The 19,093-nt window shown below is 31.5% G+C and carries 15 protein-coding genes; 11 read left to right on the top strand and 4 right to left on the bottom strand.

Going from position 1 to position 19,093, the window contains the following annotated elements; translation table 11 throughout:
- The first annotated feature begins 58 nt into the window (after nt 1–58).
- On the top strand, nt 59–1,228 hold the full coding sequence (locus tag MOV50_RS06505; RefSeq protein ID WP_321779588.1) for a DUF1624 domain-containing protein: 1,170 nt from the start codon (nt 59–61) through the stop codon (nt 1,226–1,228).
- A gap of 31 nt (nt 1,229–1,259) precedes the next feature.
- Here the strand turns inward: MOV50_RS06505 and MOV50_RS06500 are convergent, their stop codons facing one another.
- From MOV50_RS06500 to ruvC, 3 genes are read right to left on the bottom strand one after another with little or no spacing between them, the layout of a single operon-like run.
- The gene (locus tag MOV50_RS06500) at nt 1,260–2,231 is read right to left on the bottom strand and encodes an HlyD family secretion protein (RefSeq protein WP_321779587.1); all 972 of its coding nucleotides are present in this window, start codon (nt 2,229–2,231) and stop codon (nt 1,260–1,262) included.
- Nucleotides 2,228–3,541, bottom strand: coding sequence for a TolC family protein (locus tag MOV50_RS06495; protein ID WP_321779586.1), 1,314 nt, complete (start codon nt 3,539–3,541; stop codon nt 2,228–2,230). Before MOV50_RS06495 ends, MOV50_RS06500 begins: the two co-directional genes overlap by 4 nt.
- The gene (gene ruvC, locus MOV50_RS06490; protein ID WP_321779585.1) at nt 3,538–4,029 is read right to left on the bottom strand and encodes a crossover junction endodeoxyribonuclease RuvC; all 492 of its coding nucleotides are present in this window, start codon (nt 4,027–4,029) and stop codon (nt 3,538–3,540) included. Before ruvC ends, MOV50_RS06495 begins: the two co-directional genes overlap by 4 nt.
- Before the next feature lie 155 nt (nt 4,030–4,184).
- Here ruvC and dnaA point away from each other — a divergent pair, with 155 nt between their 5' ends.
- The 8 genes from dnaA to MOV50_RS06450 all read left to right on the top strand — a co-directional run bounded on the left by dnaA (nt 4,185) and on the right by MOV50_RS06450 (nt 15,405).
- Nucleotides 4,185–5,486, top strand: coding sequence for a chromosomal replication initiator protein DnaA (dnaA, locus tag MOV50_RS06485; protein WP_321779584.1), 1,302 nt, complete (start codon nt 4,185–4,187; stop codon nt 5,484–5,486).
- Between the two features lie 160 nt (nt 5,487–5,646).
- Nucleotides 5,647–6,714, top strand: a complete 1,068-nt coding sequence (gene dnaN, locus MOV50_RS06480; RefSeq protein ID WP_321779583.1) for a DNA polymerase III subunit beta — start codon at nt 5,647–5,649, stop codon at nt 6,712–6,714.
- 173 nt (nt 6,715–6,887) lie between these two features.
- On the top strand, nt 6,888–8,480 hold the full coding sequence (locus MOV50_RS06475; RefSeq protein WP_321779022.1) for an IS1182 family transposase: 1,593 nt from the start codon (nt 6,888–6,890) through the stop codon (nt 8,478–8,480).
- Between the two features lie 125 nt (nt 8,481–8,605).
- Complete coding sequence (locus MOV50_RS06470; RefSeq protein WP_321779582.1) at nt 8,606–10,642, top strand: SUMF1/EgtB/PvdO family nonheme iron enzyme; 2,037 nt, start codon at nt 8,606–8,608, stop codon at nt 10,640–10,642.
- A 176-nt stretch (nt 10,643–10,818) separates the two neighbouring features.
- Entirely contained in the window at nt 10,819–13,128 is a 2,310-nt protein-coding gene (gene gyrB, locus MOV50_RS06465; RefSeq protein ID WP_321779581.1) for a DNA topoisomerase (ATP-hydrolyzing) subunit B, read from the top strand.
- Nucleotides 13,129–14,544 carry a GGDEF domain-containing protein gene (locus MOV50_RS06460; protein ID WP_321779580.1) on the top strand — a complete coding sequence of 472 codons (1,416 nt, stop codon included), beginning with the start codon at nt 13,129–13,131 and terminating at the stop codon, nt 14,542–14,544.
- Nucleotide 14,545: 1 nt separating this feature from the next.
- On the top strand, nt 14,546–14,923 hold the full coding sequence (gene queF, locus MOV50_RS06455; RefSeq protein ID WP_321779579.1) for a preQ(1) synthase: 378 nt from the start codon (nt 14,546–14,548) through the stop codon (nt 14,921–14,923).
- An 11-nt stretch (nt 14,924–14,934) separates the two neighbouring features.
- Nucleotides 14,935–15,405 carry a hypothetical protein gene (locus tag MOV50_RS06450; RefSeq protein WP_321779578.1) on the top strand — a complete coding sequence of 157 codons (471 nt, stop codon included), beginning with the start codon at nt 14,935–14,937 and terminating at the stop codon, nt 15,403–15,405.
- Here the strand turns inward: MOV50_RS06450 and MOV50_RS06445 are convergent.
- Nucleotides 15,373–16,605, bottom strand: coding sequence for a CCA tRNA nucleotidyltransferase (locus tag MOV50_RS06445; RefSeq protein ID WP_321779577.1), 1,233 nt, complete (start codon nt 16,603–16,605; stop codon nt 15,373–15,375). The two genes, MOV50_RS06450 and MOV50_RS06445, sit on opposite strands and share 33 nt — an antisense overlap.
- A 135-nt stretch (nt 16,606–16,740) precedes the next feature.
- Here MOV50_RS06445 and typA point away from each other — a divergent pair, with 135 nt between their 5' ends.
- The gene (gene typA, locus MOV50_RS06440; RefSeq protein ID WP_321779576.1) at nt 16,741–18,555 is read left to right on the top strand and encodes a translational GTPase TypA; all 1,815 of its coding nucleotides are present in this window, start codon (nt 16,741–16,743) and stop codon (nt 18,553–18,555) included.
- 182 nt (nt 18,556–18,737) lie between these two features.
- Complete coding sequence (locus tag MOV50_RS06435) at nt 18,738–19,031, top strand: DUF2325 domain-containing protein (protein ID WP_321779575.1); 294 nt, start codon at nt 18,738–18,740, stop codon at nt 19,029–19,031.
- Nucleotides 19,032–19,093: the final 62 nt, after the last annotated feature.

The following is a 19,093-nucleotide window of genomic DNA, read 5'->3' as shown; positions in this document are numbered from 1 at the left end:
CAGTAAGTTCAATAAATATATTGTATCATATTAAAATTTTAATAATAAAGTGAGTGTTATGCAGACAAAAAGTGAAAGGTTTGTAGCATTAGATGTTTTACGAGGTCTAACCATGGTTATAATGGCGCTTGATCATTCTCGTGATTTTTTTGCCTTAGGCTATGTATATTTTGATCCTACAAATATTGATATAACAAACTTAGAAGTCTTTTTTACAAGATGGATAACTCACTTTGCTGCTCCTGTTTTTATATTTTTAGCCGGAATCGGATTGTTCTTCGCATCTGGGAGAAGGACTAAAGGCGAATTAGCATACTTAGCCATAAGCCGTGGGGTTTGGTTAATTTTTCTAGAACTAACCTTAGTTGGCTTTTTTTGGGCTTTTACTCCTGAGTTTATCTACTCTCCCAAAATAGCTGTTCTTTTTGTCATTGGTGTTTGTATGATTTTTATGGGACTTTTAATATATCTTCCAAAAATTTTAATCGCTACTATCGCATTAGCTATGTTGCTTGGACATAATGCTCTAGATGGTGTCCTAGCTTCTTCGTTTGGTTCACTCTCTTGGATTTGGCATCTTCTTCATGTACCTAGCTCTCTTTTCGTGGGAGATATTGAGATAAGAGTTGTATATCCTTTTATACCGTGGATTGGTGTCATGGCATCTGGATATCTTTTTGGACCGGTAACAAAACTACCAAGAATTGAGCGTAAGAAGATTTTTCTCTTCACTGGCTTAGGTCTATTGATATTTGGGCTTGTTCTTCGTTACACAAATCTATATGGTGATTTACTACCATGGAAAGAGTATGAAACGCTTGATGCTACTCTAATGAGCTTTTTAAACTTCACAAAATACCCGCCATCTCTTATATACTTAAGTGTTTTTATAGGTATAGCAATGATTTTAATGTCAATCTTTGATAGAGATTTAGGTAAGTGGTCAAACCCATTAAGAGATTTTGGACAGGTTCCTTTTTTCTTCTATGTAATTCATTTACCACTACTGCACCTTGGAGGAATAGCGTTAGCTTTATTCGTATTTAATGACGCTAATTGGCTTTATGGTGCTCCTATTGGAAATAGTCCTGATGGATATAGTTATGGGTCTGAACTTTTACCAACTTATACCGCTTGGATTTTGGTTACTGTTTTACTCTACTACCCTAGCAAATGGTTCGCTTCACTTAAAAAAAGACGAAAAGATTGGTGGCTAAGTTATCTATAAATAAGTATTAATATAAACATTACAAAAAGAGTTAGAGGGCTAAAAGAACACTCATTCCAACTCTTAAATCTTCGATTGGTTTAAGAGGGTGAAGCTCAACCTCAAAGCTTTTCATATCAAAACCTTTTCCACTCTCTGTCGCCTTCCAAGTTGCATAATCACCCATAACTGCTATGTTAGTTACTTTAAATTCATAACTTTCACTCCCCAGAGCTGGGATTCTTACTTTAAAAACTTTATCTTTTTTAAACTCTCTCAAATAGTCTTCACGAACTGCAAATTTTGCCCATGCATCTTTTATATCTATGATTGAAACTATTGGAAAACCGGTTGGCGAAAGTTCTCCAGAGTGAATAAGTATCTGACTTACTTCGCCACTATGAAAAGAGTATTGTGAAGTTTCTTTTATATATGCATTTACTTCATCAACTTTTGCCGCATAGACTCTCTCTTGTGCAGATGCCGCTTTTCTTATTTCAACTCTTGCTCCCTCTTTTGCCATCATAGCCATCTGTTTTGCAGCATTTGAAGTATATCTTGAAGCTTTATATTGTGTAAAAATTTCATCTCTTCTTTGTTGTGATACTACACCTTCTTTATAAAGTCTTTGTATGCGTTTATAAGTTGTCTTCATCAACTCCTCGGCTGCTTTTGCTTTTTGCCATTGATCATATGCCGCTTGAATCTCTTGTTTTCTTGCACCATTATTAACCTGATCTTTTTGAGCACCAGCGGCATCTTTAGCTGCCTCGGCTTGTTTTAGTTTTGCCTCAATTTCAGGAGAAGAGATACTAAAGACGATATCACCAACTTCAACCATATCTCCTTTTTTTACAAAAATCTCACTAACTCTACCTGGGAGTTTTGAAGAGATGTTATAGCTTTGCGCATCTATCTCTCCTTGAAGAGTAATCTGTTTTGGCTGATAAGCTTTGTAAAAAGTAAAACCAACCCAACTAACAATAATTATTACAACAATAACTAAAACATTTTTACTATTCATTTTATCTCCTGTGAGTTATTAACTATCTCAAAAAACAATTCATTATCTCCACTTAAAACACAAAGTTGAGATATCTTTTTCACATAATTATAAGCAGCATTTAGTCTTTGTGTTTTTGCACCAAAAAGAAATATCTGTGCATCTACAACCTCTACTGAAGTCGCTAAACCTTCACTAAATGCTATTTCTCTAAGTCTATAGTTTTCATTTGCTAAATCTAAAGATGAAGAGAGTGATTCATACTCATCTTTATACAAAAGCATTTCGTTATAAGTTTTTTCAACGGCTAAGCGTAAATCTTCTTGTGCTTGAGCTTTTAGATGCACTACTTTGGAATGTAAGAGCTGAGCTGCTTGAATATCACTACTTCTGTCACTTCTACTAAATAGTTCAAGCTTTAAAGCAACCCCAGCCATCCAGTTTGGCATAGTCTGCATTAAAACACTATCATCTCTATATAGATTTACATTTGCAAAAGCTCCAACTTGTGGATATAAAGCTGCTTTTTTTATATCAACTAAAGCTAAAGCTTGCTTACTTTTAGCATCTAAGACTCCAAGAACAGCAAAATTTTCAACACTTTCATCTGAATAATGACTTTGTGAATTTAAATCGTTACTTATAAAAAGAGAAGAAGATGGTAAGCTGCTTTGTTTTATAATTTTATGAAGAGCTGATATGGATATTTCTACTTTATGTTTTGCTTTGGTTGTTTTTATTTTTGCCGCATCAAGTTTTACTTGTGCATTTAAAAGCTCTATTCTCGCTATTTGACCTTGTGCTTTTAATTTTTTTGCATGTTCAAAATGAAGTTGTAATGATATCTGCGATTCTAATCTTGTTTTATAAAGTGATTTAGATATAACTACTCCATAGTAGACTTTAACAAGATTTAAAAAAGCCTTGTCTTGTTCCATCTTATATTTTGATTTTGATTCACTTACCTTTGCTGAGTAAACATTTTGAGCAGCATCTATCTTTCCACCTGTATAAAGTGGATAAAGAATTCTTAAATCTGCTATGAGTATATCTTGCTCTGAAAAGTCTATTTCATAATGATTGCCCGTCAATGCCCCATCAAATTGTAAACCTATTGGTTTATCAAGATGCATATAGCTAGCTTGTAAACTCACAGATGGTAAGTACATCGAAGATGCTGAGTCTTGTTTTAACTTTGCTCTTTTTACATCACCGCTAGATGCTGCAAGTCCATCATTTAACTTTTGTACTCTCTGCCAAGCTTCTTGTATAGTTACATCTGCATTTAAATGCAAAAATAACAAACTTATAAATATAAAATATCTCATCATTTATCCCGTTTTGTTTTTCTTATACTAACTCTTTGTGAGTGTGTTATAGCTACTGCCATGGCATCTGATATATCAAGTGGTTTTATCTCTTTTTTAATGTTTAAAAGTCTTTTTACCATAAAAGCAACTTGTTCTTTTGCTGCTTTTGCTTTTCCTGTAAGTGCTTTTTTAACTTGTAAAGCTGTATATTCATAAAACTCTCCGTGAACTTCTAAAAGTTTTAACATTATTGCCCCACGAAATTGAGCCAGTTTTATAGTTGTAGCAGGATTATGTGCATAAAATATATCTTCCATAGCAACTTCATCTATTTTATGTTTAGAAAAAACCATATCTAGACCTTCTGCCATTTGAGGGATTTGAAATTGTAAATTTTCAGCTTTCATCTTTATAAGACCAGCTTCTATAAGAGAAATTTTATTTTTTTCTAAAGATATAAGTGCGTAACCCATATTTCTAGTTCCTGGGTCAATTCCAAGTATTGTCATATATATTTAATCCTATCTTTTTCTTTTTATATTATATACAAAAAATATAAAAGTTATTCACACTAGAGTTATTCACATTAATTATTCATTTTTAAACCTATTTTAGGCAAAAAAGTGTTACTATTCACATATAACAAAATAAATAAAGGCAATATGTGAATATAGGTCAAGAAGTTTTAGAACTCTTAAAAGAAGAGATAACAGAACAATCATATAACAGATATATAAAACAACTAACATACGATACTAAAAAATCATCTAATTCTTTAGCAATTTTTTATGCACCAAATGCACTTATATCTAACTGGATAAAAAGTAAATATAAAGAAAAAATAGAGCATCTTTTTGAAGTAAAAATTGGTTCTAAAGTAAATGTAAAAATCACTTTAAAAAACTCAACTGAGAAAAATATAAAAAAAGCAACAGAAGTAAAAGTTCAACATTCTTTACTTAACCCTTCTCATATTTTTGATAACTTTATGGTTGGTGGCTCAAACCAGTTTGCTTATACAGCAGTTAAAAGTGTAAGTGAAAAAGCAGGTAAAAATTACAATCCTCTTTTTATATATGGTGGTGTTGGGCTTGGTAAAACACATCTTATGCAAGCAGCAGGTAATGTTTTACAAAATCAAGGTAAAAATGTCATCTATACTACATGTGAGCAATTTTTAAATGATTTTTTACGACATATTAGAAACCAAACAATGGAAAATTTTAAAGATAAATATCGTAAGTGTGATGTACTTCTTATAGATGATATTCAATTTTTAAGTAACAAAGACACCATACAAGAAGAATTTTTTCACACATTTGAAGCTCTTAAAAATGAGAATAAACAAATCATACTAACAGCAGATAAACATCCTAAAAAAATAGGTGGCTTGGAGAAAAGACTTCAAAGTAGATTCGAGTGGGGTTTAGTAGCAGACATTCAATCACCAGAACTAGAAACAAAGATACTTATTATAAAGAAAAAATGTGAAATCAACAAAATAGTTTTAACTGATGACATCATAAACTATATAGCAACTGTTATAGAGAGTAATGTTCGTGAGATTGAAGGCATACTCTCTAAACTTCATGCTTATTCACAACTAATGCATATAGATATTGATTTAGAGTTTACAAAAAACATACTAAAAGACCAACTTTTAGAAAAACAAAAAGACTTAACTCTAGATACTATTACAAAAATTGTGTCAAAAGATTTAAATATAAAACCAACAGAAATTCGTTCAAAAGGTAGAAGTAAAAATCTTGTTTATGCTAGAAGAATTGCCATCTATCTTTGTCGTGATTTAACTCAAAGCACTATGCCTCAACTTGCACTTTACTTTGGTATGAAAGACCATACAGCCATAAGTCACACACTTAGAAAAATAAACCAACTCATGAAAGATGATGAAGATTTTAAAGTTAAAATAGATGAATTAACTAATAAAGTAACAAATGTGTAAAAAAAAAGATATAATCTTATAAGTGAATAGATGTGAATGAAAACAAAACACTTCATCACATCAGAAATGCTTTTGTAGTAGGCATCTAAAGCTCTATTTCACATAATCACATAGACCTACTACTACCTACTAAAATTATATATATTATATAGGGATTAATATGAAGATAACTGTTTCAAAATCAATAATTGAAAACATACTTATTTATGCTCAGCCATTTTTAGAAAAAAAAGATACTTCTCAAATAACTTCTCATGTTTTTATAGATGTTAATAACTCTAATTTAACCATAAAAGCAACTGATCATGAAATCGGTTTTGAAGTAAAAACAGATAAAATAAATATAATCTCAAACGGTAGCATAACTGCTAATGGTAAAAAACTTTTAGATATCATAAGAATTTTAAAAGATGGAGAAATAAACTTAGAAGTAAAAAATGAAACACTTTTTATATCTCAAGCTCACTCAAATTTTAAACTACCAACTTTCTCATTTAATGATTTTCCTGATTTTCCAACTGCTAATGACAAAGGACGCATAACTATAGACTCTCACTCACTTATAGAGTCACTTAAAAAGATAACTCCTGCCATAGACACAAACAACCCTAAGTTTGAGTTAAATGGCGCTTTAATAGACATAAAACAAGACAGTATTAACTTTGCATCTACAGATACAAGAAGATTAGCTATTGTAAATATTTCAAACCATAGTGAAAAAGAACTCTCTATTATCATTCCTAAAAAAGCGATAGTTGAAATTCAAAAACTTTTCTTTGATGATATAGAACTTTTTTATGATGATACAAATCTTATAATTCATTCTAAACAATATACTTTTTTTACAAAATTAATTAATGGAAAATTTCCTGAATATTCAAGAATTATCCCTAAAGAAATAGCAAACACTTTAGTTTTACCAAAAGCTATTATGATTGACTCTATAAAACAAATAACTACAATTTCTTCAGATGTTAAAATTACTTTTTTCCAAAACTCTATTAAATTTGAATCTTTAAGTGATGACAACATAGAAGCAAAAACTGAAATCAATTACAACACAGGGTTTAAAGAACCTTTTGTTATAGCTATAAACTCAAAATATCTATTAGACTTTTTAAATTCTATAAACTCTTCAGAATTTAGTATAGGATTAAATGAAGGAAATTTACCTTTCATACTAACAGATGGTACTTTTAAAACGGTTGTTATGCCGATAGTAATTTAAATAATTATATTTAAAAATTCTCAATTCCTCTAGTTCCATATCTTCAGAGACTGTGAAATAACTACTATTTCCAGTCTCATTCATATAAACACATCCAATCAAGCAATTTAAAATCAATTTTTCAGTATAATAACACCAAACAAAGCCCTGTATTTAGGCTTTTAAGGCAACTAATGAGTGAACTATATAAACAAGGTTTAAATAGAAATCAGCAATTATTATTTCCACCAAGTATTGATGATTATGTAGATGAAGATAACAATGTAAGAGCAATAGATTCTTATGTAGAATTATTAGACTTAACTAAACTGCAGTTTTCAAATACAAGAAAAAGTGATAGAGCAGATGGACAGAAAGCATATAGTCCTAAAATGCTTCTAAAAATATATATCTATGGCTACCTCAATAAGATAAGAAGTTCAAGAGCATTAGAAAAAGAGTGTAAAAGAAACCTAGAACTAATATGGCTAGCACAAGACTTAAAACCAACATATAGGACTATATCAGAGTTTAGAGCAAGGAATCCAAAAGCACTAAAACAAGTATTTAAAGAGTTTGTAGTTTTATGTAAAAATATAGATTTAATAGGGGATGGATTAAAAGCTGTTGATGGAGCATTTTTAAGAGCGAATGCCTCTAAAAATCAACTAATATTGAAAAAGACACTGGATAAAGATTTAACTAAAATTGAAACTGAAATAGAAGAGTATCTCAAATCACTAGAGTATGCAGATAAAGAGAAACAACCATCAAGTATCATTAATAAACTACCAAAAGATTTAAGAAAACTAAAATATCAACAAGAAGAGTTATCTAAAAACTTAAAACTTTTAGAAGAGATGGGTAAAACTCAATATAATAAAACAGATTCAGATGCTTCTCTTATGAAAAAACCTGCACATAACCTTATGGCATATAATTCACAGATAGTTGTAGATGATTCATTTAAATTCATAGTAGCTACTGATATTTCAACAGTAGGTAGCGATAGAGCACAACTGCATAAGATGGCAAAAGAGACTAAAGAAAATTTAGGAGTAGATAAACTAAAGATAGTAGCTGATACAGGATATTATAGTGCTAAAGAATTTAAAAAATGTAGTGAAGATAATATTAATGCTATTGTTCCTTTAGCAAATATGAGACAAGTTCAAAAAGACAAAGGTAAATTTACAAGAGATGAATTTATTTACAATGATAACAATGATTGCTATATATGTCCTAATAATTATCAACTAAAAAAAAGAATTGCACCACAAATAAAGAATGATAAAGTTAATTTCATTTATACAGGTACAAGTGCAATATGTAAAGCTTGTCCTCTCAAAGATAAATGTATACCTACAAAAGCACCATATAAACAAATATATAGATGGGAACATGAGTATATAACAGAAGCACATAATAAAAAGATGCAAACTGAAGAATCTAAAGTAATAGTCAAAAAAAGAGGTTCAATAGTTGAACATCCATTTGGAACAATTAAAAGAACTTTAGGTTGGGATCATTATCTTGTTCGTGGCAAAGAAAAAGTATCAGGTGAAAATGCACTTATCATGTTTAGCTATAACTTTAAAAGACTTTTAAATTTGATAGGTATAAATCTATTTCAAAAACTGATGATAGCTTTAAAAGATAGAGATATAAGTTCCATAAAAGAAGAAATAGCTCAATATATAGCTAACTCTTTATTATATGTAGTTTGTTTTTTTAGAATTTACTTTATGCTTAAATTTAAAAGTAGAAAAGCTATAATTTTAAGATAAAAAATCATCCCATTGGAGACCGTAAAATAAACTGTTGTTATTTCACAGTCTCTTCAGATATGGAACATCTAGCAAAGCAAAAACACGCTATAATCTTTAACAAAAATAAACTAAGGTTATAAAATATGCTTATCCGTTTACTCCTACTATCAATCATTCCCTTACTACTCCTAGCAAATACAGACCGTGCTTTACAAAGAATGAAGATAGAACAAAGAGTAGCTTTAGTTATAGGAAATAACAAATACGATAGTAAAAAACTCTCTAACCTACAAAACCCAATAAATGATGCAAGAGCAATGAGAAGTAAACTAAAAAACTTAGGTTTTAAAGTTTACTATGGAGAAAACCTTACAGTAAGACAGATGGATAAAAAACTAAGAAAGTTTTCTTCTAAACTAAGTAATGGTGGAGTAGGACTCTTTTTCTTTGCAGGTCATGGAGTAGAGTCAAGAGGAAGAAACTACCTTATAGGTAAAGACTCTAACCTAGACCATAAAGATGAAATAAATTATGAGTCATTAGAACTAAATAAAGTCCTAGATAAAATGAAAAACTCAGGAAACAGACTAAACATAGTCCTACTAGATGCTTGTAGAAATGACCCCTTTAGTAGAAGTGGTGGAGGTGGATTAGCTAAGAGTACAGCTAAAGGAACTTTTATAGTATATGCAACAAGCCCAGGTGATGTAGCAAGTGATGGAAATGGTAAACATGGAGCTTTTACTCAACAAATACTAAAACATATAGATGCTAAAGGTTTAACACTAGAAAGAGTCTTTAAAAGAGTAAAGATAGGAGTCATAAACTCCACTAACCAAAACCAAAGACCTTGGGTAAGTAATGATATAACAGGAGATTTTTACTTTAAACTTCCAAGCGGAAGTACGACTTCAGTCGTACTTATAAGCTCCACTAAAACTAAAAGTGAGGCTAAAGCCACACCTCCGAAATATCCACTAACCATAACAACACAACCCTCAGATGCAAAAGTAAGTATAACAAACATAAAACCAAGATACAAAGATGGTATAAAACTAGCATCTGCAAAGTACAACATAAAAGTTAGCAAAAAAGATTATAAAACTAAATACCTAACAGCAAACATAAACAACCAAGCACTAAACATAAAAGTAGTTCTCGGAAATGTGGCTTCAGCTTCACTTAAACGCCCAGCACTTAAATCAGGTGAAAAAGAGTTCTTCCAAGAAGTAAAAATAGAAAACTCAAAAGAATACTACGAAATGTACTTAGCAGAATACCCAAACGGTCACTACACCATAGATTCTAAATCTTTTTTAGCAAATGAAAAAACAAAAGCAAGACAAGCAAAAAAACAAGAAGAACTAAACGCTTGGTATAATGTAAAAGACTCTAACTACGGTTCAGACTTTAAAAAGTTTTTAAACTCTTACCCAAATGGTTTACACGCAAGACTAGCAAGACTAAAAGCTAAAAAGTATAAAAATAACATAAATATTCTAGAACATTTCGTCCACATAAAAGCAGGAAGCTTTCAGATGGGCTTAAACAGTGGTCTTAAAAATGAAAAACCAATCCATAGAGTAAACATAAATTATGATTTTTATATAGGTAAGTATGAGGTAACATTTAACGAATATGATAAATTTTGTGAAAGTACAGGTAGAACTAAACCAAAAGATGAAGGTTGGGGAAGAGGAAACAGACCAGTTACAAATGTTTCTTGGCATGATGCAAAAGCATACACTTCATGGCTAAGTCAAAAAACAGGAAAAATTTATAGACTACCAACAGAAGCAGAGTGGGAGTTCGTAGCAAGAGCAGGAACAACTACCAAATACAGCTTTGGAAATTCAAAAAGTAACTTAGGCTCTTACGCTTGGTACGATAATAACTCAAACAATAAAACTCATATAGTAGGACAAAAACAAGCAAACCCATGGGGAGTATATGATATGCATGGTAATGTTTGGGAATGGTGTGAAGACTGGTACACAAACTCATATTCAAACACACCAAGAGATGGAAGTGATAATAATAGTGGTTCTCAAAACACAAGAGTCCTTCGTGGTGGTTCTTGGTACTATAATGCTGTCTATCTTCGCTCGGCTTACCGTAACTGGAACGTCCCAGACTACTCGTACTATACTTTTGGGTTTCGTGTGGTTTTTCTCCCCTAGGGAACTTAGATTTTGAGTTTTCTTATTCCATCTTTTCGAAGATGGAATGCCTACAAATAACAATATACGCCACACTTTATGAGAGATGTGGTGAGGTTGAAATCCACATAAATATTCTTTTTAGCAAAACTTAGATAAAATAGCTTTAATTATAATTAAATAGTAGGAAAATATTGATGGAAAATTACGGTGCTAGTAATATTAAAGTCCTTAAGGGATTAGAAGCTGTTAGAAAACGACCAGGTATGTATATTGGTGATACTGGACATCGTGGTCTTCATCATCTTGTTTATGAAGTTGTTGATAACTCGATAGATGAAGCTATGGCAGGTCATTGTGATACTATCACCATTGAACTTACAAAAGAGGGAACTTGTAGAGTAAGTGATAATGGACGGGGTATTCCCACTGATTTGCATCCAACAGAAGGAATAAGCGCTGCTACTGTTGTTTTAACAGTTTTACATGCTGGTGGAAAGTTTGATAAAGACACATATAAAGTATCTGGTGGCCTCCATGGAGTTGGTGTTTCTGTTGTAAATGCACTCTCTGGCGATTTAAAGATGACTATTTACAGAGAAAAAGAGGTATTTGAGCAAAATTTTAAGGCTGGTATTCCTCAAGAAGTTTTAGCAGTTGTAGGAAAAACCCGTAAAACAGGTACAACTATTGAGTTTGCACCAGACCCTAGTATCTTTACTGAAACCATAACTTTTGAGTATGAATTTCTTTCAAAAAGATTTAAAGAGTTAGCGTACTTAAATCCATTTATAACTATTGTTTTTACAGATGAGAGAACAGATACTACTGAAACTTATCATTTTGAAGGTGGTATTGCTCAGTATGTTGTAGATATGAATAAAAAGACTCAAGTTGCTTCAACTTATTCTTTTTCTGCAAAAATAGAAGATATTGAGTTTGATATAGCTCTTTTATATAACGATGGTTATGAGGAAAAACTTGCTTCTTTTGTAAACAACATTAGAACTCCAAATGGTGGAACACATGAGGCTGGTTTTAGAGCTGGTTTAACTCGTGTTATCTCTAACTATAACTCTAAAAATGGAGCAGCAAAAGAAAAAGATGTAAAAATATCTGGTGATGATGTAAGAGAAGGTCTTATAGCCATCGTTTCTTGTCGTGTTCCTGAACCTCAGTTTGAAGGACAAACTAAAGGTAAACTAGGAAACACTTATGTAAGACCTTTAGTACAAAGACAGACTTATGAGCTACTAAGTAAGTATTTTGAAGAAAATCCAATCGAAGCAAAAGCTATAGTTTCTAAAGCACTTGCTGCTGCAAGAGGTAGAGAAGCTGCTAAAAAAGCAAGAGAATTAACTCGTAGGAAAGATGTTATGAGTGTTGGAACTCTTCCTGGAAAACTTGCTGATTGCCAAAGTAAAGATGCTAGTATTTGTGAACTTTACTTAGTGGAAGGGGATTCTGCTGGTGGTTCTGCTAAGATGGGTAGAGATAGAGTTTTTCAAGCAATTTTACCACTTAAAGGTAAGATTTTAAATGTTGAAAAAGCAAGATTAGAAAAAATTCTAAAATCTGATGAAATTACAAACATGATAACAGCAATGGGTTGTGGAATTGGTGAAGAATATAAAGAAGAAAAGATTCGTTATCATAAAATTATCATCATGACAGATGCTGATGTTGATGGTAGTCATATCCAAACTCTGCTTTTAACATTTTTCTTTCGTCATTTTAGAGATATCGTAGAAAAAGGTTACTTGTATCTTGCTCAACCACCTCTTTATCGTTATAAAAAAGGTAAAAAAGAGATTTACTTTAAAGATGATAGAGAGATGAATGATTATCTTATTAGCAATGGTATAGAGTCTTTAAATGTTGATGGAGTAGGACATAACGACCTAGTTTCATACTTTAGAATGGTTGATCATTATAGAGGTTCTTTAGTTGCCTTAGAGCGTAGATATGCTCTTGTTGACCTCATAAGACACTTCATAGAAAATCCAGACCTCATAGGTCTTGGTATAGATGCTATGTATAAAGAAGTTGAGAAATTTTTAGTAGCAAATGAAAACAATATTTTAACAAAAAGTATAACTGAAGATTCTATTCACATTTTTGTTCAAACAAAAGATGGAATGGAAGAGTTACTTATAAACGATGACCTTTTTTCTGCTCCACATTTTAATGAGGCTTCTTTTGTTTATAAAAAAATTCAAGAGTGGGATTTAACTTTTGATGAAGATATCCTTCAAGTATTAGAAAATATAAATGACTATGCTAAAAAAGGTGCATATATTCAGCGCTACAAAGGTCTAGGTGAGATGAATCCAGATCAACTTTGGGAAACTACTATGACACCAGAAAATCGTGTTTTACTTCAAGTAACTATTGAAGATGGAGAAGTTGCATCTGACGCATTTACTCTGTTTATGGGCGATGAGGTTGAGCCTCGCCGTAACTATATAGAAACACATGCTAAAGATGTTAAGCATCTAGATGTGTAGATGCTACTTCCTCAAACAAAAGAGAGAGAGTACCGCTTTAGACTAGCGCTAAGAATGGGTCTTCCCATTTTTGCCATGGTCATACTTCTTTTTACAACTACTTTTTTAACAAATGATGAGAGTCTAAATACTGCATTTTATATAGAATCTATTTTACTTATCGCCTTTAGCATCTATTTTATTTTTTATATTATTTATAATAGTTTTGATATAAGAATTACCGAATCAGTTACAAAAACATTTACAAGAGAGTATCTCTTTGGGTATCTAAGAAGAGAGATTAAAAAAAATGATGATTACACTCTTTTACTCATAAGTATAGACAATCTTCATGATATAAATGATAGATACGGTATAAAAAATGGAGATAGAGTTTTAAAAGATATTGCTAGGTGGATAGGAAAATATCTTCAAGCTAAAGAGTTAGAAAATTTCCCTATGGGACATATAAAAGGTGGGGATTTTGTTATTGGCTTAAGAGGTAAAAGTATAAAGCATTTTACAATGCTAGAGCTGTTTTGTCTTAAAAGTGATGATTTTAAAGTTGATGATATTGAGGTAAAAATAAGTGCATCTATAACAGATACACTTTATTCAAGACGATTAGATTTTTTGATAGAAAATCTTTTTGAACAACAACTAGCTAACAAAGAACAAAAACTTCTTAAAGAAAATACTCAAGAAATAGACCCAAATAAAGTAGAATCTTTTGTTGTAAATGCTCTTAAAAATCGCCATTTTGTTATGATGACTCAAGATATTTATGAAAATGAAAAAAGCAATATTAAAGAGTGTTTTGTAAAGTTAAAAACTCCAGATAAGAAAATAATACACCAAAAAACATATATGAAGATACTTGACAAACTAGGTTTAATGGCCTCGTTTGACTTGATGATTTTAGAAGAAAATATCTCTAGATGCGAGGAAAGTAGTGATGATATTTTTGCCCTAAATATCTCTCCAACATCTTTAAGAAATCCAAAGTTTATATATAAAGCAAGAGAGCTAATAAGTTTAAATAAAAAAATAAAAAATAAAATAATATTTTTACTAAATGAATCACACTATTACTCACAAACCACTAGGTATAACACAACTTTAAAGTCTTTTAGAGATTTGGGTGTTAAGATAGCTGTTGATAGGCTAGGAGCTATTCATACTAGCTTTTTATACTTAAGAGATTTAGATATAGATATAGTGAGATTTGATTCATTTTATACCAAAGAGATAAAAGATGAAAAATATAGAAGTACCATAGATGGTTTTAGTCTTATGGCAAGAGAAAGAGGCATCAAAACTTGGGTTAAAATGATAGAAACACAAGAGGTAAATGAGATAGTTAAAGAGTTAAAAATCGACTATACTCAAGGAATCTACCTAGCACCAATGATAAAAAAATATGAAAGTGGGAAATGATATGAAATATGGCGAAAAAATTGTTAACGAGTTTAATATAGACAAAGATTTAGAAATATGGCCAAATGAGCATGAAAGAAATTATCTTATAAAGATGACTTTGCCAGAGTTTTCGTGCTTGTGCCCAAGAAGTGGATATCCAGATTATGCTACAATTTACTTAGAATACACACCAGATAAATGGGTTGTAGAACTTAAAGCGATGAAGTTGTATATAAATTCTTTTAGAGATAAACATGTAAGTCATGAAAACTCTGCAAATGAAATATATGAAGTTCTAGATAAAAAACTAAAACCAAAATATATGAAAATTATTGCTGATTATAACCCAAGAGGCAATGTTCATACTGTTATAGAAATAGATAGCTCTAAAATATAAGGAAGGCTAAAATGTTTGGAAGTATACTAGGTAAGATAAAAGGCGTAAGTGGCGAAGATAAGGTGCATAAAGAGTTAGTCCAAAAGATAGCTAAGATGAACCTAACAGATATGAAGGCTTATATAAGTGATAGAATGCCTGATATGAGCGTAGATGAAGACGGCATAAGCGAAATCATGACTAGGCTTTTAAAAGAAGATGAAAAAACTTCAAAAAGATATATAAATGCTGATGATATGGATAGTAAAATCAAAAAAGGTTTTGACCTAGTTTTAACTCTTTTAACGAACAAAAAACTTACTGTATTAGCCATAGAACAAGTAGATGAGTTTATCAAAACATACAAAGAAATTATTGATAGTTATGATAAAAAACATAAACAAATTTATGGTTCAAGATTTAAAGATGCACTAGGAAAAGCGGTAGATCTTATAAGTCTAAGAGCCGAACTAAACAGAAAGTCTAAGGTGATTGGCCAGTAGCCATTCTTTTGCTTCACTTGAAGTTTGAAAGACACCTTGCATCTGTGCGTCATAGCTAGCATCTAGTATAGTTTTAAACTTCCTAGATGGATTAAGTCCTAAAGATATTAAGTCCCTTCCTTTTATGATAGCAGGGAGTTTAGTGTTTAAAATACCTAACTCTTTTGCTCTTAGATAAAGTTTATTATCAACCCCATAAATTACTTTTAAAAGAGTGAAAATTTCCTCAATATTGACTAAAGTTGCAAGTTTAAACACTTCATAATCACTAAATTCTTTTTTAGTTAAATCAAGTGCTAATGGTAAGTTTACAACAAGAGCAGACACTCTAGATGCTAACTTTATTTCGTTGCTAAGTTTAGATATAAATTTTTTTGTTTGTTCTAGGTCTTGTTTGTAAGAAAGTAGGACTAACATTAAAACTTCTTTTGTTTTAATATTAGTAATGTTTTCATTTGCTAAAGCGTCTAAAACCTCGAATAAATTTGCCTCGATTTTAATCGTGGCTTTTAGTTTATTTAAAAGTTTAAACCCAATAGAAGGTCTTTTAGATTTAAGTAAAAGTTTTTTAATTTCTCCATATACCCTCTCTTTTGGTAGTTCTAAAAGCATATCTTTTTTTATCATCTGTGAACATAGGTTAAATAAGTTAGCATCCATTTTTAACTCAAATCTAGCACAAAACTGCACCGCCCTTAAAACTCTAAGAGGGTCATCAACAAAAGTTTTTGCATCTACCATTTTTAGGATTTTTTTCTCTAAGTCTTTTACGCCATTGTGTGGGTCTAAAATCTCTTTTTTAAAAACATCAAAACCTATGGCATTCATAGTAAAATCTCTTCGTCTTGAAGCCTCACTAAAGTCTAAATCTTTTTTAACTTCAACCTCAAAGCCTTTATGTCCAGATGCTACTTTTGAATCAATTCTCGGTAGAGTAAAATCTAAGTCTATATTTGCTAAAGAAAGTTTACAAACTCCAAAACTTTTTCCAACGCTATTAACTTTGCCAAACTCTTTTAGTAGAGTGTCTAGTTTTTCATACGAAGAGATATTATAAATCTCGATATCTATATCTTTAGATGCTTGAGCATTGTTATGAAGTAAAAAATCACGAACATAACCCCCTACGATAATAATATGAGCATTATTTTGAAGCAGTTTATAAAAGATTTTATTTAAATAGTTTGGATAATCAATCATCTTTATGCTCCATTACTTATGTGTATTTTATCATCTTATTAGTATATTATAATATGTATATTATCATTTTTATCATATATTGAGATATATTTGGCTATAATCGCGAAAATTTCCCATAACTTAAAGGAAACCCTTATGCAAAAAATAAGAAATATTGCAGTTATTGCACATGTTGACCACGGTAAAACAACATTGGTTGATGGACTACTAGAGCAATCTGGTACATTTGGCGATCATGAACAACATGATGAAAGAGCGATGGACTCAAACGATTTAGAGCGCGAAAGAGGAATTACGATTCTTTCTAAAAATACAGCTATTCGTTATAAAGGTCATAAAATTAATATTATTGATACTCCCGGTCATGCTGACTTTGGTGGAGAAGTTGAACGCGTACTTAAGATGGTTGATGGTGTTTTAGTCCTTGTAGATGCTTATGAAGGTGTTATGCCTCAAACTAAGTTTGTTGTTAAGAAGATGCTCGCACTTGGTAAAAAACCAATCGTTGTAATTAACAAAATCGATAAAGATTCTGCTGACCCAGATAGAGTTGTTGATGAGATGTTTGACCTTTTTGCAGATATGGGTGCTACTGATGACCAACAAGATTTTCCTATTATATATGCAGCTGCTCGTGATGGTATGGCTAAAATGGATATGGCTGATCCTGATGGAGATTTTACTTGTATTTTTGATGCTATTATAAATGATGTTCCAGAGCCAGATGGAGATGCAGCAAATCCTCTTCAAGCTCAGGTATTTACACTTGATTATGATAACTATGTTGGAAAAATCGGAATTAGCCGTATCTTTAATGGCACAGTAAATAAGGGCGATAATATTATGCTTGCAAAAGCTGATGGTGAAATGGTTAAGGGTAAGATTTCTAAACTTATTGGTTTTCATGGTTTAAACAGAATGGAAATAGAACAAGCTGAAGCTGGAGATATCGTTGCATTTGCTGGTATGGAAACGGTTGATGTTGGTGACACCGTTGCTGATCCTGTTCATCCAGTTGCACTTGACCCTATGCATATTGAAGAGCCTACTCTTACAGTTGTATTTGCTGTAAACGATTCTCCTTTAGCTGGAAAAGAAGGTAAGCATGTTACTTCAAACAAACTTCGTGAGCGTTTGGAGTCTGAAATGGTAACAAATGTTGCTATGAAGCTTGAAACTGTTGGCGAGGGTAAATTTAAAGTTTCAGGTCGTGGTGAACTTCAAATTACTATATTAGCTGAAAATATGCGTCGTGAAAATTTTGAGTTTTCTATCTCTCGTCCAGAAGTTATCGTTAAAACGATAGAGGGTGTTAAATGTGAACCATTTGAGCATCTAGTTATTGATGTTCCTGAAGAGTTGTCTGGTACTGTTATAGAGCGTCTTGGTAAAAGAAAGGCTGAGATGAAATCAATGCTTCCAATGGGTTCAGGCTTCCAAAGAATTGAGTTTGAGATTCCTGCTCGTGCACTTATCGGTTTTAGAGGTCAGTTTTTAACAGATACAAAAGGAGAGGGTGTTATGAACCACTCTTTCTTAGAGTTCCGTCCATTTAGCGGTTCTGTTGAATCTCGCTCTTATGGAGCTTTAGTTTCAATGACTCCAGGTTCAACTCTTGCTTTTTCACTATTTTCTATTCAAGACCGTGGTGTTCTTTTCATCGGAGTTCAAACTGAGGTTTATGAAGGTATGATTATTGGTGAGCATTCTCGTTCTAACGATTTAGTTGTTAACCCGATTAAAGGTAAAGCACAATCAAATGTTCGTTCTTCTGGTGCTGATGAAGCTATTAAACTTGTGCCATTTAGAGATATGTCACTAGAACGCGCTTTAGAGTGGATAGAAGAAGATGAGCTACTTGAAGTTACGCCAAAGTCTATTAGAATTCGTAAAAAACTTTTAACAGAAAATGAAAGAAAAAGAAATTCTAGAGGAACAAAAAGAGATTAATCTCTTTTTGTGACTTTTTAACCATTTGATATAAAATTTCAAATACTTCTTCACCTCCTCTCCCCATCTCATTAAAATTATTTACTAAAGCAGTTATTTATGATAATAATTATCAATATAATATTGCCTTAAGCTTTTGTTGTGTATTATTTTAATAACAATTATCAAAAAGGAGTTTTTAAATGTCTATTTTACTGATAGGTGGAGATAAGGTTTCTAAAATAACAGAATTACTAAAATCTCTTGGCGCTACAAAAACAACACACTGGGATTCAAGAAAGAATTCAACTTCTCATAAAAAGATTCCTGCTAATACAGATGCAATAATTATGTTGATAGATTTTTTAAAGCATAATTCTATGAGTCATTTTAAAAAATCTGCTAAAAAACAAGATATACCTTTGATATGTACACGCAGAGGTACAGCTAGTGTTGAAGCAGAGTTTAGCAAATTTTTGGAGACACGAAATGTTTGAGTTAAGCAATAAAGCAAAAATAAAAAGATTTACAGGTAAGCCTTGTTAGTGGCTTCAAATAA

The organism is Sulfurimonas sp. (assembly GCF_029027585.1).
GTDB lineage: Bacteria > Campylobacterota > Campylobacteria > Campylobacterales > Sulfurimonadaceae > Sulfurimonas.
Note: the sequence above shows the minus strand (reverse complement) of the source record. Positions and strands in the feature narration are given on the sequence as shown.